The organism is Catenulispora pinistramenti (genome assembly GCF_018274385.1).
Lineage (GTDB): Bacteria > Actinomycetota > Actinomycetes > Streptomycetales > Catenulisporaceae > Catenulispora > Catenulispora pinistramenti.
The window spans coordinates 37,707-51,665 of sequence record NZ_JAAFYZ010000055.1 but is presented as its reverse complement, the minus strand read 5'-3'; the positions used below and the strand labels follow the sequence as shown (position 1 = coordinate 51,665).

General features: G+C 70.8%; 12 protein-coding genes. 3 read left to right on the top strand and 9 right to left on the bottom strand.

Annotated features, from left to right (window positions below):
- Positions 1 to 36 precede the first annotated feature (36 nt).
- The 7 genes from KGQ19_RS18030 to KGQ19_RS18000 form a co-directional block, all read right to left on the bottom strand.
- Positions 37 to 870, bottom strand: a complete 834-nt coding sequence (locus tag KGQ19_RS18030) for a heavy metal-binding domain-containing protein (protein WP_212010342.1) — start codon at positions 868 to 870, stop codon at positions 37 to 39.
- A 20-nt stretch (positions 871 to 890) separates the two neighbouring features.
- Positions 891 to 1,796: a heavy metal-binding domain-containing protein gene (locus tag KGQ19_RS18025; protein WP_212010341.1), complete on the bottom strand. Its 906-nt coding sequence runs from the start codon at positions 1,794 to 1,796 to the stop codon at positions 891 to 893.
- A gap of 53 nt (positions 1,797 to 1,849) precedes the next feature.
- Complete coding sequence (locus KGQ19_RS18020; protein ID WP_212010340.1) at positions 1,850 to 2,623, bottom strand: enoyl-CoA hydratase/isomerase family protein; 774 nt, start codon at positions 2,621 to 2,623, stop codon at positions 1,850 to 1,852.
- Positions 2,624 to 2,801: 178 nt separating this feature from the next.
- Positions 2,802 to 4,580, bottom strand: a complete 1,779-nt coding sequence (locus tag KGQ19_RS18015) for a hypothetical protein (protein WP_212010339.1) — start codon at positions 4,578 to 4,580, stop codon at positions 2,802 to 2,804.
- Between the two features lie 4 nt (positions 4,581 to 4,584).
- Positions 4,585 to 5,328, bottom strand: coding sequence for a DUF6114 domain-containing protein (locus KGQ19_RS18010; RefSeq protein ID WP_212010338.1), 744 nt, complete (start codon positions 5,326 to 5,328; stop codon positions 4,585 to 4,587).
- A gap of 95 nt (positions 5,329 to 5,423) precedes the next feature.
- Entirely contained in the window at positions 5,424 to 6,080 is a 657-nt protein-coding gene (locus tag KGQ19_RS18005) for a DUF6230 family protein (RefSeq protein WP_212010337.1), read from the bottom strand.
- A 546-nt stretch (positions 6,081 to 6,626) separates the two neighbouring features.
- Positions 6,627 to 7,640, bottom strand: a complete 1,014-nt coding sequence (locus tag KGQ19_RS18000) for a tetratricopeptide repeat protein (RefSeq protein ID WP_212010336.1) — start codon at positions 7,638 to 7,640, stop codon at positions 6,627 to 6,629.
- 270 nt (positions 7,641 to 7,910) lie between these two features.
- Between KGQ19_RS18000 and KGQ19_RS51925 the strand changes: the two genes are divergently transcribed.
- Positions 7,911 to 8,540 (top strand): TetR/AcrR family transcriptional regulator, encoded by a 630-nt coding sequence (locus tag KGQ19_RS51925; protein WP_212010345.1) that lies wholly within the window; start codon positions 7,911 to 7,913, stop codon positions 8,538 to 8,540.
- 72 nt (positions 8,541 to 8,612) lie between these two features.
- Here KGQ19_RS51925 and icmA read toward each other — a convergent pair whose 3' ends face one another.
- Positions 8,613 to 10,304 carry a coenzyme B12-dependent isobutyryl-CoA mutase large subunit gene (gene icmA / locus KGQ19_RS17990; RefSeq protein ID WP_212010335.1) on the bottom strand — a complete coding sequence of 564 codons (1,692 nt, stop codon included), beginning with the start codon at positions 10,302 to 10,304 and terminating at the stop codon, positions 8,613 to 8,615.
- A 92-nt stretch (positions 10,305 to 10,396) separates the two neighbouring features.
- Positions 10,397 to 10,903, bottom strand: coding sequence for a MarR family winged helix-turn-helix transcriptional regulator (locus KGQ19_RS17985; RefSeq protein WP_212010334.1), 507 nt, complete (start codon positions 10,901 to 10,903; stop codon positions 10,397 to 10,399).
- Positions 10,904 to 11,059: 156 nt separating this feature from the next.
- Here KGQ19_RS17985 and KGQ19_RS17980 point away from each other — a divergent pair, with 156 nt between their 5' ends.
- A complete protein-coding gene (locus tag KGQ19_RS17980; protein ID WP_212010333.1) occupies positions 11,060 to 12,490 on the top strand; it encodes a M16 family metallopeptidase in 1,431 nt (476 codons plus the stop codon).
- The gene (locus tag KGQ19_RS17975) at positions 12,487 to 13,848 is read left to right on the top strand and encodes a M16 family metallopeptidase (RefSeq protein WP_212010332.1); all 1,362 of its coding nucleotides are present in this window, start codon (positions 12,487 to 12,489) and stop codon (positions 13,846 to 13,848) included. Before KGQ19_RS17980 ends, KGQ19_RS17975 begins: the two co-directional genes overlap by 4 nt.
- Positions 13,849 to 13,959 lie beyond the last annotated feature (111 nt).

Below are 13,959 nucleotides of genomic sequence, written 5' to 3'. Positions count from 1 at the left end.
CTCAACCACTGTTCGGGGGCGGGTGGGGAGCCGGGATCAGTCCAGGCTCAGGACCATCGTCGGGCGCTGGATCTGGTGGTCGGCGCGCAGCGGGCGGACCGCGGTGCCCAGGGCGAAGAACTCGGTGGTGTGCGAGCCCCAGGTGTGGCTGTGGTTACGCAGCTGGACGCCGACGATGCCCTCGGCGTGCAGCGCCTCGGCCTCGGCCTGCATCCGGGCCATGGCCAGCTCGCGGGCGTCGTACAGGGCCTGGGTGAACTGCTCCAGCTCCACGTTCTTGCCGATGTTGCCCAGCGCCGCGCCGAAGCGCTGGTGCGCGATGTGGTACACGCACGAACCCATGACCATGCCCAGCGGGGCGTAGCCGGCCCGGATCAGGGTCCAGAAGTCCTGGCCGGACAGGTCCGAGGTGAAGGGCTGGTTCTTGTTGTTGCGCCAGGTGACGTTGCCGTGCTGGCCGCTGCCGTCGTCCTTGACCGCGGTGCCGATCGCGATGAACTCGGCGACGTCGTTGCCGAACTCCTTGAACTCCACTTCCAGCCGGACCCCGACGATCCCGTCCGCGCCGAGCGCGTCCGCCTCGGCCTCCATCCGGGTCATCGCCAGCTCGCGGGCGTGGTACATGGCCTGGCTCAGGACGTCCAGCTCCTGGCTCTTGCCCCAGCGCGCGACCTGCAGGCCCACGTGGTAGATCGAGGAGCCCAGGACCAGGCCCAGCGGCCGGAAGCCGGCCTCCTTCACCAGCAGGAACTCGTTCACCGACAGGTCCGAGGTGAAGATCGAGCCGGGCGAGCCCGGCTTCAGCTCGGCCAGCCGCCGCATCGCGTCCTCGGGCACGCCCTCGGCGGTGTGCGCGATCTTGTCAGCCATCTCGTGTCTCCAGCCCCTCGTTACAGGTATCGCACAGAAGTCTCGCGCCGGGCGGCGGCGCGCCGCTCCGGGTCCAGCGACATGATGGCCAGCGAGCCGGTCCGGGCCGGCTGGCCGCTGCTCTTGAACGCCGCTATGGCGGTGCCGATGGTGGTGGCCTCGCAGATGTGGTCCCGCTGGCCGTCGGTGACCGGGCACTCCCGTTCCCGGATCTCCAGCTCGATGGAGGACACCACGACCCCGTCGGCGTGCACGCCCTTCACGTTCCGGGCCAGCTCCTGCCGGGAGGCGTGCCGGGTCTGGTTCACCAGGTCCGTGTAGCCCTCCACCTCCTGGTTGCCGGCCCAGCGCCGCGAGGCCATCCGGGTCCACCAGTCGTCGTGCCGGGTCCCGATGGCGATGCCGAGCACCAGCGACACCGGGATCCAGCCGTTCATCACCAGCTTGGCGAACTCCTGGCCGGTGACGTGGGAGGTGAAGGGGTTCCGCAGCTTCACCGTGCTGTTCGCGGCGCGCACCGCGGTGCCGATCGCCGAGAACTCCAGGCCGCCGGCCGGGAACCGGCGGATCGCCAGCCGTACCCCGACGACGCCGTCGCCGCCGAGCAGCGAGGCCTCGGTGCTCATCCGCCCCACGGCCAGCCGGCGCGCGTCGTACAGCGACTGCGTCAGCGGCGCGTAGGCCGAGTAGCGGCCGGTGGAGGTCGAGGTGTAGCCGGCCCCGCCCATCCAGGCTCCGGGGCAGTTGTAGGCCCCGGTGTAGCCCAGGTGGTACACGCAGGAGCCGAAGACCTGGCCGACGGGTTCGAAGCCGGCGGCGCGGACCGCGGCGAACTCGTTGGTGGTCAGGGCCGAGCCCCAGGTGCCCGAGTTCCGGATCTCGTTCATCCGGGCCTGGGCGGCCTCTGGGAGCTGTTCCATGGCCATTGCCGTGACGCCTCCTTGGCTCGACGGGGACCCGGGGTGGGCCCCCACCTTGTTCAACGTCCGGTGAAGCCCGGCTTCTCCTTGGCCACGAAAGCCCGCATGCCCTCGGTGCGGTCGTCGGTGGCGAAGGTCCCGGTGAACTGGAGGCGCTCGATCTCCAGGCCGGTCTCCAGGTCCACTTCCAACCCGCGGTTCACGGCCTCCTTGGCCGCCTTGATGGCCAACGCGGGACCATCGGCGAAGGTGCCCGCCCACTCCACAGCAGTCTTGTAGACATCGGCGGCCGGGACCACTCGGTCCACCAGGCCGATCGCCAGCGCCTCGGCGGCGTCCACCATGCGGCCGGAGAAGATCAGGTCCTTGGCCCGGGCCGGGCCGATCAGCCGGGGCAGCCGCTGGGTGCCGCCGGCCCCGGGGATCAGGCCGAGGGAGATCTCCGGCTGGCCCAGCTTGGCGTCCTCGGCCGCGACCCGGAAGTCGGCGGTCAGGGCCAGCTCGCAGCCGCCGCCCAGGGCGTAGCCGGTGATCGCGGCGATGACCGGCTTGGGGATGTTCGCCAGCGCCTTGAAGGCGTCCTGGAGCCGCACGGACTGCACCGCCATGTCCGCGTAGGACATGCCCTGCATTTCCTTGATGTCCGCGCCGGCGGCGAACACCTTCTCGCCGCCCCAGATCACCGCGGCCCGGATCGCCGGGTCGGCACCGACCTGGTCGGCGGCCTCGTGCAGCTCGCGCTGCACCTGCACGTTCAGCGCGTTCATCTTCGGGCGGTCCAGGCGGATCACGCCCACCGCGCCGTCGGTCTCCACGCGTACGAACTCGCCCATTCGGCGGTGACCCTTTCTCACGAGCCCGGGGTGCGGACTGGTACGGCCGACTTCGGTATCAGGATTTCGATGTCGGATATCTCATCAAAGCAGAAGCCCGTGCCCGCCGGGAGGGCGGGCACGGGGGTGGTGATCTGTACGGGTGTCGGGACCGACCGGCCGCAAGGGTCCGGGATCCCTACTTGAGGATCGGCGCCTCGACGTTGAAGCCGGGGATGTCCAGCGTGTCAGAGGTCAGCATGTACTGGTCCACGTCCACATGGGTGAAGGTGCTGGGCGGCAGCGGCAGGTTCAACTGCAGCAGCGCCATGACCGCCTGGCTGATCAGGTCGGTCCCGGCTTCTCCGGGCGGGCCCAGCGTGACCGGACCGAGCGGCAGGGGCGCCGTCATGGTGCCCACCTGCTTCAGGACGTGCAGGGTGACGTTGGTCAGGTGGACGTTCTGGCCCCTGCCGCCGTCGGAGAGGATCGGCACGTTGCCGTCCTCGTTGTAGGTGACCATGTCGGTCAGGTCGATCGAGTCCGCGTGGATGGCCATGACGGTCACCGTCTGGCCGTCACCGGTCTGGATCTTCTGGAAACCCAGGAACTTCTGGTTGGTCAGCGTCAGCGAGGACGCGGACAGGTGCCACTCGACCTCGCGGAACGGCTGGGCGGCGGCGCTCTGCACGCAGACCGTGGTCGGCGCCGTGAGCACGTGGCCCTGGTAGGTCGGAACCCCGGACGGCACGCTCGACGGGCTGCTCGCGCCGGAGGTCGAGCTGGAGCTGGAAGTCGGCGTCGAAGGCGTGGACGACGGCGCCGAGGGCTTGGAGGACTCGCTGGACGACGGCTGCGGCGTGCTCGGCACCGAGGGCTTCGAGCTCGGCGTGCCGGACGGGCTCGGGCTGGTCGAGCCGCCCAGGCCGATCGACAGGATCGGGGCCGGCGAGGACGTCGGGTTCGAGCTCGGGGTGGCCGCGGGCGCCGCGGCCAGCTTGTTCACCGTGGACGGGCTCGACGACGGAGCCGGGTTGAACACCCCGTTGACCGTGGTGCCCAGCCAGCTCAGCGGGTTCCACCAGGTGACCGACGAGCTCGGGCTCGGGGTGCTGCTCGGCGCCGAGGACGGGGCCTTAGAGGCGCTGGCGGACGGCGGCGGCGCGGTCGGGCCGGTGTTGGCGCCGGTCGGCGTCGGCGTGACCGGGTTCGGGGCGCCGGACGGCGCGCCCGACGGCTTGCTCTGCGGGGCCGAGGACGACGGCTTCGGCGTGCTCGAACCGCCGGAGGGCTGCGGGGCGCCGGGGGTGCTCGGCGCTGAGCTCGGCTTGCCGGCGGCGGAGCTCGGCGTGCTGCTCGGGGCCGAGGTCGGCGCGGAGCTCTTGGCCCCGCCGGTGTTCGGCACCGCCGACGAGCCCGGTGCGCACGAGGTGGAGGTCGGCGAGGTGGAGGTCGATGACGACGAGCTGGCCGCGTTCGCGACCGTCGGCATCACCGCGACGCCGGTGGCGGCCAGGAAGACGGCCGGCAGCCCGATCGCGGTCACCATGCGGGCCCGCTTGCTGTGCGCGGTGTCGACCAGCCGGACCGCCTCGGCGGCCAGCAGCGGGGTCGGCACGACCGCGCGGGGCTTGTTCACCCCGCCGCCGCGGGAGCGCAGCGGCGGCTCGCTGTCCGGCTCGGGCTCCGGGCCGGCGTCGAGCGCGAAGGCGCCGCCGATCGACGACCCGCCCGCCGGGGTCCCGCCGACGCGGCGGGAGCGCCGCAGCGCGTCCAGCAGCGCCTCCGGCCCGGCCGGTGCCCCCGCGGCACCGGCGGGCGTCCCGCGCTCGGCGCGCAGGATGGCCTCGCGCATCCCGGCGAGGTCGGCGAACCCCCCGGGCCCGGACGCCGCCGGACGGCGCGCCCGGTCGGCCCGTGACCCGTCCGGGTCCGGCCCGGTGGAGTTCTGGTTCTCGTTGCTGCCTGTGGCACTCAAGACGTCAAGCCCCCAGAGGAGTGTCCTCGGCCCGCGGCAACGGCGGGACGACGTCCCGCGGTGGCGTGGCCGGAACAGTGTCGGCGGGTGTGGAGTCGGCGGTCTGCGGCAAGGCCGAGGTCATCTCGCCTCGGGTGCCCTGGTAGCCGGCGACGCCCGGAATGGGTCCGGCGGCCGCGTGCTGCGGCTCGGTCTCCTCGAACTGGTAGGGGTCCTGGTCGTCCCGGCTCTCGGCGGGTCCGGCCAGCGGCGAGCGCGCCGAGGGCGGCATATCGCCGGCCAGCGCGTCCCGGTAGGCCTGTTCGGCTCTGGCCTGCGCGGCGATCTGCTCGTCGGTCAGCCGCGGGGTCCAGGAGAAGGCCAGCCCGCCGCCGAACACGCCCAGGAGCATGCCCAGCAGGAAGCCGCCGAAGTTCGACACCACCATCGACAGCAGCGCGCACACCAGGGTGAAGACGCCGGCGAATACCCGGTAGCCGGGCGCGAACCACATGGCCGCGGCCATCATGATCAGCGCCGGGGTGATGGCCATCGTCGACACGCCGGCGATGCCGGCCATCTTGATGTTCAGCTTGTGCTGGACCAGCAGCGGCTGCAGGAACGGGATGCTCCACAGCTCGAAGGCGGCCAGAAGGGTCCACAGTCCGGCCCAGAACGGCCGGGAGTGGCGCCACTCCTTGAACGCGCGCCATCCTCTGACCACGACGTGCTCTTGGCCCCCGGAATACTCGGCGTCAATGGTGGTCACTGCTACTCCCGACATGTGCTGACTGTGGTGGGCGGGCGCGCCCTACTCGCGCCCGCCTCCCAGGGTGTCTCAGACCGCTTCGAAGCCTCAAGGGCCTAGAAGCACTCCTTGCCGTTCAGGTTCGCCGAGATCGACAGGCCCTTGAGCGCCATCGTGCCGGCCGTGGTCGAGTAGGCGGTCTGGGTCACGCCCTTCAGGACCGCGGTCTGCACGACCTGGCCGAAGTCGCCCGGGGCGAACGGCGCCGGCTTGCCGGTCTTGTCGTACCCGTTGAAGCCCTGGATGCCGGTCTGGTTCGCGATGTCGGCCGCCGAGGCGCCGATGTTGACGCCGGAGAAGGTGGCGTCGGCGTTCACCTGGTTGGTGTCCAGGACCAGGTTCGTGGCGGTCACCGGGGTGCCGCCGCCGCCGGCGGACAGCACTATGGTCAGGTTGCCCAGCAGCGGGACCGGCACGTTGACCGACTGGCACATCTTGTAGATCTTCGCGCTCTTGATGCCGGCCACGGCCACCGCGTGCGGCTTGCCGTTCGCGTCGACGATCACGGTGCCGGACTGGGCGAAGACGTTACCGTCCAGCTCGTCGGCGGAGACCTTGAACTGCTGGCCGGACACGGCGAAGGAGCTCGCCAGCACACCGTTGGCCATCCCGACGGTCATCGCGCCGGCGATGCCGACGGTGGGGACCATCACCAGGGCGAAGCGCTTCCACTTGGTGCCGCCCAGCACCTGGGCGCCCATTGCGTCCTTCATGCGTTACTCCTCCACGAGCGGATGGGACGGGTCCGGCGCGCACCGGACCGCGGCATGCGGGCCGAGATGGCCCGCAAGGGCCTCGGCTACGGCAGCGACGAGTAGTTCTGCTAGTTCTGCCGACCCGGTGGGGACCTGTTGCCGCGCGATCGTTTCGGGGATCGTCGGATTAACAGACCGAGCGGATGTGATCGTGGTCTACTCGCGCCCGCCGCACAAGGGGTTCGTTACCGACCGGTAACACGATCGGGGGACTCCGGTTGCCCGGCGGACGGTTGTCGGGGACTCATAAACGAGAACTGACGGCTAATTGGACACTCTGTGTAGTTGACGAACAGGGACAAAACCCCACTAACACCTCGCCTGTGACCCCGCTCTCATCCGAGGTCTGACGAGCCGTCAAGGCGATGTGACACTTGGCAAAGAAAAGGTAAAATCACGGCCCCCACGCCGGTCTTGATCAGGCGCGGGGGCGTTTGGCGAGGGTGGTTTCCCAGGCCGTCCGACGGCCCGGTCAGGCCGCCGGAACAGCACTCGGGACAGCGCTCAGAACAGCACGCTCGTCAGTCGGCGCCGACCGGCCCCGGTCCGCGGGTCTTCCGGGCCCAGGAGCTCGAAGAAGTCCAGCAGCTTCACCCGTGCGGCGTCCCGATCGGCCCCGGCGGTGCGGGCCACGAAGGAGATCAGCCGGTCGATCGCCTGCTCCACCCGGCCGGCCGACAGGTCGAACTCGGCGGCGGCGATCTGGGCCCGGACGTCGTCCGGCCTGGCCTCGGCGTCGGCGTGCACCTGCCCGGCGTCCAGGTCCCGGGTGTTGAGCATCAGCTCCACCTGGGCCAGCGCCAGCTTGGCCTCGGTGTCGCCGGGGTTGGCGCTGAGCACGTTGCGGAAGGCCTGGGCGGCGCCGTCGAGGTCGTTCTCCTCCAGCGCGGAGTAGGCGGCGGCCAGCGCCGGGTCCATCGGCGGCTCGGGCAGCTCGGCCGGGGCCTCGCCGCCGGCGGTGCCGGTGACGCCGTTCTCGGCGGCCAGCTTCAGCAGCTCGTCCAGGTAGCGGCGGACCTGCGCCTCCGGGACCGCGCCCTGGAACAGCGGGACCAGTCGGCCGCCGACCACGGCCATCACCATCGGGATGGACTGGATCCCGAACTCCTGGGCCAGCATCGGGTTCGCGTCGACGTCCAGCTTGGCCAGAATGAACCGGCCGCCGTACTCGCCGGCCAGCTTCTCCAGCACCGGGGAGAGCTGCTTGCACGGGCCGCACCACTCGGCCCAGAAGTCGATGACCACCGGAACGGTCAGGGAACGTTCGATGACGTCGGCGTCGAAGGTGGCATCGGAGGTGTCGAAGACCAGGGGCGAGGCGATGGCGCCGGAACCGTCGGCGGCCGGGCCGGAGCCCTCGCCGCCGCTGCCGGCCGGGGCCGCCGGAGCCGACCCGGCCGGTGCGGCCTGCGGCTTGGCGGCGAGGGCCCCGAGGTCAACCACGCCCCGCAGCGCGGAGGCGGGCAAGCCCGGGCCTCCGCCGGCGGCCATCCCGGGGAACTGGGGTCGCTGTCTCATAGCGCCATCCTCCCCTTTCCGGCTAACCTCGCGCCAACTCCCCTCCGGGTCCCCACCTGGAGGGGGTGGCGCTCTTGCGTGTCCCGCTCGTGGAAGCAAGACTGATCATTAAGATACGCGTCGAAGCGTATCGCAAAGCGGCCGGGTGTGCGACGGCCCTTTGTGAAGATCGGGTGAACAGTTCGGTATGGCGCCGCGACCTGCGAAAAGACGGCGCGCCCGAGGCGGACGCCGCACCCGGGAACCGACCAAGCGAGGAGGCGGGCCGCGATCGTGTCCGAGTCCGAGGACAGCCGCCAGACCGGCCCGCGCACCCGCGGCCGCCCCCGCAACGCCGACGCCGACGCCGCGATCCTCAGCGCGACCCGGGACCTGCTCGCCGAGCGCGGCTGGCCCGACCTCACCATCGCCGAGGTCGCCGCCCGGGCCGGCGTCGCCAAGACCACGCTCTACCGCCGCTGGCCGGGCAAGGCCGACCTCGTGGTGGACGCGATGGCGGAGCTGTTCTCGCATCTGGAGGTGCTCGACCGCGGCTCGATGCTTCAGGACGCGCTGGCGACGGTCGGGCAGTACGTGGAACTGCTGCAACTGCCGGAGACGCAAGCCGCGCTGCTGGCGCTGTCGGCCGAGGCAGACCGGGACGCGTCGCTGCGGGCGAAGGTGATCGACAAGGTGATCGATCCGCAGCGGCACCTGGTGTACGAGGCCTGGGAGCGGGCCTGCGCGCGCGGGGAGGTCGAGGGCGAGACGGACATCGATCTGATCTTCGACATGATCTGCGGGACCCTGGTGCACCGGATCCTGATCAAGGGGCAGCCGGTGGACCAGGAGTATCTGACGCGGTTCGTGTCGGTGGTGTTGGCCGGGCTGGCGCAGCTGCGGCTTGCTGGGGGGATTTAGCGAACAGCGAACCGGCCGGACCCGCATCGAGTCCGACCGGCATCAGCGAGCAGCGCTACCTCAAGCCCCGCCTCAGATCCGCGCCGGCTCCCGGTAGACGCCCCACTCGGCGCGCAGGGTGTCGCAGATCTCGCCGAGGGTGGCTTCGGCGCGGGCGGCGTCGAGCATCGCGGGGACCATGTTCGCGCCGGAGCGTGCCGCCTCCAGCATCGTCGCGAGTGCGGCCTGGACCGCGGCGTTGTCGCGGTGGGTCTTGCGGTCGCCGAGGACGCGGACTTGTTCGCGTTCCACCTCGTGGGAGATTCGCAGGATCTCCAGGGGCTCCTCGATCGAGTCGGTGTGGACGTTGACGCCGACTACGCGCTTGTCGCCCTTTTCGACCGCGCGCTGGTAGGCGAAGGAGGCCTCGGCGATTTCGGAGGTGAACCAGCCGTCTTCGATGCCGCGCAGCAGGCCCGCGGTCATGGGGCCGATCGGGTGCTGGGCGCCGTTGGGGGCCAGGTCCTTGATGCGCTGGAAGATGGCCTCGGCCTCGGCTTCGATGCGGTCGGTGAGCGCCTCGACGTACCAGCTGCCGCCCAGGGGGTCGGCGACGTTGGTGACGCCGGTCTCCTCCATGATCACCTGCTGGGTGCGCAGGGCGATCTCCGCGGACTTCGCGCTGGGCAGGGCCAGCACTTCGTCCAGGGCGTTGGTGTGCAGGGAGTTGGTGCCGCCCAGGATGCCGGCCAGTGCCTCTATCGCGGTGCGGACCACGTTGTTGTCAGGCTGCTGGGCGGTGAGTGAGACGCCGGCGGTCTGGGTGTGGAAGCGGAGCCACTGCGCCTTCTCGGTCTTGGCACCGTAGACGTCGCGGAGCCAGCGGGCCCAGATGCGGCGGGCCGCGCGGAACTTCGCGATCTCTTCGAAGAACTCCACGTGGGCGTCGAAGAAGAACGACAGACCGGGGGCGAAGACGTCGACGTCCAGGCCGCGGGACAGGCCCAGCTCCACGTAGCCGAAGCCGTCGGCCAGGGTGAAGGCCAGCTCCTGCGCGGCCGTCGACCCGGCCTCGCGGATGTGGTAGCCGGAGACCGACAGCGGCTTGTAGGCCGGGACCTTCTCGGCGGTGAACTCCATGAGGTCGCCGATCAGGCGCAGGTGCGGCTCGGGGTCGAACAGCCACTCCTTCTGCGCGATGTACTCCTTGAAGATGTCGGTCTGGAGTGTGCCGTTGAGCTTGCCGATGTCCACGCCCTGGCGCTCGGCGGCGACCAGGTACATGACGAAGATCGGGACGGCCGGGCCGCTGATCGTCATCGAGGTGGTGACGTCGCCCAGCGGGATGTCGCGGAACAGGACCTCCATGTCGGCCGCGGAGTCGATGGCGACGCCGCAGTGGCCGACCTCGCCGAGGGCGCGCGGGGAGTCCGAGTCGTAGCCCATCAGGGTCGGCATGTCGAAGGCCACCGACAGCCCGCCGCCGCCGGCGGCCAGGATCATCCGGTAGCGCTCGTTGGTCTGCTCGGCGTTGCCGAATCCGGCGAACTGCCGGATGGTCCACGGCTTGCCGCGGTAGCCGGTCGGGTGGATCCCGCGGGTGTAAGGGAATTCCCCCGGCCACCCGACACGCTCGAAGCCGGGTACCTCGGAGCCCTCCGGCGGACCGTAGACCGGCTCGACGTCGCTGCCGGAGATCGTGGTGAAATCGGCGTCCCGCTTACGCGCGGCGTCGTAGCGCGCCTGCCAGCGATCGCGGCCGGCGGAAATCTGCTCGGAGTCCATGCTTCGAAATTTTACTAGGACGTCCTACTAAATGCGAACAGGCATCCGCTGAGCAGGGGAAAGGTGATCGGGCCCGGCCCGCCCCGGCCCGGCTACACCTCGAAGTCACCGGCCGCGACCCGCAGGTCGCGCAGCACGGCGAACAGCTCCCGGTGCTGCTCGGAGCTCAACGCGCCCATCCCGAATTCGGCGGCCATCAGGTCCCGGGTCGCGTCCTCCACGACCTCGCGGCCCTTGGCGGTGATCTCGGCCAGGGTGCCGCGGCCGTCGTCGGGGTTGGGGCGCCGGACCACCAGGCCGGACTTCTCCAGCCGGTCGACGATGTTGGTCACCGAGGTCGGGTGCACCTGGAGGCGCTGGCCGACCTTGGACAGCGGCAGCGAGCCGGCCCGGCTGAAGGTGAGCAGCACCAGCGCCTCGTAGCGGGCGAAGGTGAGCTCGTAGGGCTTGACGATCGCGTCGACCCGGGCCAGCAGCAACTGCTGTGCGCGCATGACCGAGGTGATGGCCAGCATCGAGGTGGACTCGCCCCAGCGGCCCTTCCACGACTCGAAGGCGCGCTCGATCGGATCGAACGGGAGATTGCGGTCCTTGGGCACGCGGTCACGTTAGTCGCTCTCCGCGTGACGCGGTGCGCCGATCCCAGGTGGCGGACCGGGGTCCGGCAGCGTGCCGGGACGTGTCCTCCCGGCGGCGCCGGGACGGTGTGCGCGTTGAGTGGACGAACCGCCGACCGATCGCGTTGACTGGCAAGCGTGACAGAGGTCAAGAGCGAACCGGGCACCAGCGGGGCCGAGAACGCCTCATTCCCCTGGAAGATCCACGAAGCAGTACTCGACAACGGGCTCCGCGTCGTGGTGAGTCCAGACCCGACGACGCCGATCGCCGCCGTGAACCTCTGGTACGACGTGGGCTCGCGCCACGAGCCGGCCGGGAAGCACGGCTTCGCACACCTGTTCGAGCACCTGATGTTCGAGGGTTCGGCACACGTCGACAAGGGCGAGCACTTCGAGTGGGTGACCGCGGCCGGCGGCGCCGCGATCAACGCCACCACCAGCCCGGACCGCACCAACTACTTCCAGGTCATGCCCTCGGCGCAGCTGGAGCTGGCGCTGTGGCTGGAGGCCGACCGGATGGGCTCGCTGGCCCTGACCCAGGAGACCCTGGACAACCAGCGCGAGGTCGTGAAGAACGAGCGCCGGCAGCGCTACGACAACCCGCCCTACGGCCGCTGGGTCGAGTACGCCCTGGCCCTGGCCTTCCCCGAAGGCCACCCGTACCACCACACCACCATCGGCTCGATGGAGGAGTTGCAGGAAGCCGCCCTGGAGGACTTCCAGGACTTCAACGCGGTCTACTACTCGCCGAACAACGCGGTGCTGACCGTGGCCGGCGACGTCGACCCCGAGGCCGTCGTGAAGCTGGCGGAGAAGTACTTCGGCGGCATCCAGCGGCACGGCGACATCCCGCCGGCCCCGGACGGCACGCTGCCCTCGCTGCGGATCGGCCAGACCAAGCGGCACATCGAGCCGGACGACTCGGTGCCGCGTCCGATGACGTTCTTCATGTTCCGCTCCCCGGACTCCCGCGACGAGGACTTCACCGCGGTCGAGGTGCTGGCCGCGGTGCTCGGCCGGGGCCGCGGCGCGCGGCTGTACCGCAAGCTGATCACCGAGAAGAACCTGGCGCAGCGCGAAGAGGCCTACACCTCGGTGTGGAACCTGGCCTACGGCGCCTCGGTGTTCTTCGGCATGTTCAGCCCGCGCGACGGCATCGAGGCCGCCGAGGTGGAGCGGGAGTTCACCGCCGTGCTCGACGGGCTGGCCGACGGCTCGGCCCCGGTCTCAGCGGCCGAACTCGGCCGGGCCAAGGCGCTGCTGACCAGCGACTGGCTGCGCGCGGTGGGCGAGCTCGGCGGCCGGGCGGACCTGCTCGGCCAGTACGCGACACTGGACGGCGACCCGAAGCTGGTGCGCGAATACCTCGGGCGGCTGGAGGCGGTCACCGCCGAGGACGTCCAGCGGGTCGCCGCCCTGATCCTCGCCGACGACAACCGCGTCATCATCGAGTACACGACGAACGCGACGTCCGACGCCGACGCCGACGCCGCTGACGACAGCGCCGAAACCGCCGAAACCGCCGAGACCGCCGAGACCGCCGAGACCGCCGAGGAGACCCAAGCATGAGCGGCAACACCCTGGTCGCGGACCGGCCGGCCGGCGGAGCGCCGCGCCCCTACGAGTTCCCGGCCGTCGACCGCGCCAAGCTGCCCGGCGGCGAGGTCGTCTCGGCGCACCTGCCGGGTCAGCGCATGGCCTACGCCGGTGTGCTCCTGGAGGCCGGCGTCGTTCGCGAGCCGGCCGGCAAGGAGGGCGTCGGCAAGATCACGATGGACCTGCTGCGCGAGGGCACGGAGCTCAAGAGCGGCGACGAGTTCGCGATGGCGCTGGAGTCCCTGGGCGCCTCCTGGTCCGGCTCGGTCGACGCCGACGTGCTGCGGGTCGGCGTGCAGGCGCCGGTGGACCGGATCGCCGCCGCGGTGGCGCTGCTCGCCGAGGCGCTGCGCCGGCCCCGGCTGGCCGAGAACGACTTCGACCGGGTGCGCGGCGACCGCGTCGCCAAGCTGACCACGGCCTGGGCGATGCCCGGGACCCGCGCCAACGAGGCCCTGAGCCGCGGGCTGTACCTGCCGCGGAGCCGGTACAGCAAGCAGGACACCGGGACCGTCGCCTCCGTCAGTGCCCTGACGCTCCAGGACGTGCGCGACTTCCACGCCGCCCGGCTGGCCTTCGGCGGGACCCTGCTGCTGACCGGCGACCTGTCCGGGGTGGACGTCACCGGGCTGGGCGAGGTGCTGCTCGGCCAGGCCGGCCCGGAGATCACCGCGCCGGACCCGACCGGCGCCCGGGACCTGGTGGACCGCGAGATCGTGGTCGTGGACCGGCCCGGGGCGGTGCAGTCGGTGGTGGCGATCGCGCACCACGCGCCGGGCCGCGACACCCCGGACTACACCGCGATCGAGGCCATGGCGACCATCCTCGGCGGGACCTTCAACTCCCGGCTGAACCACCAGCTGCGGGAAGTGAAGGGCTACACCTACGGCGCGCGCGGCGGCTTCGACCTGAACCGCGACGGCGGCGTCTTCTCGGCCACCGCCTCGGTGCACACCGAGGTGACCGCGGCCGCCGCGGTGGACGCGCTGGCCGAGATCGATCGGATCAAGGCCGGCGGTGTGACCGATGACGAGCTCGCCTCGACGAAGGCCTACCGGACCGGTTCGCTGCCGATCGCGTTGCAGACACCGGGTTCGGTGGGCGGCGCGCTGGCGCAGATCGTCGAGTTCGGCCTGCCGGAGGACTACTTCACCCGCAAGTACACCGAGTACACCCGGCTGACCAAGGACGAGGTGAACACCGCGGCGGCGAAGCGGCTGTTCCCGGAGCAGGCCGTCGTGGTGATCGAGGGCGATGCGGAGAAGATCCTTCCGGGTCTCACCGAAGCCGGGATCGGCACGGTCCGGGTGGATGACGAAGGCCAGGCTTGATCTTCATTCCTTCTCCGCCACCGCGTGTAAAGGGCATTCACTGGTTTTTCACAAACCTCTGAATCAGCTCTGAATTGTCAAGGCCCGCCGGCCCTACCGACCGGCGGGCCT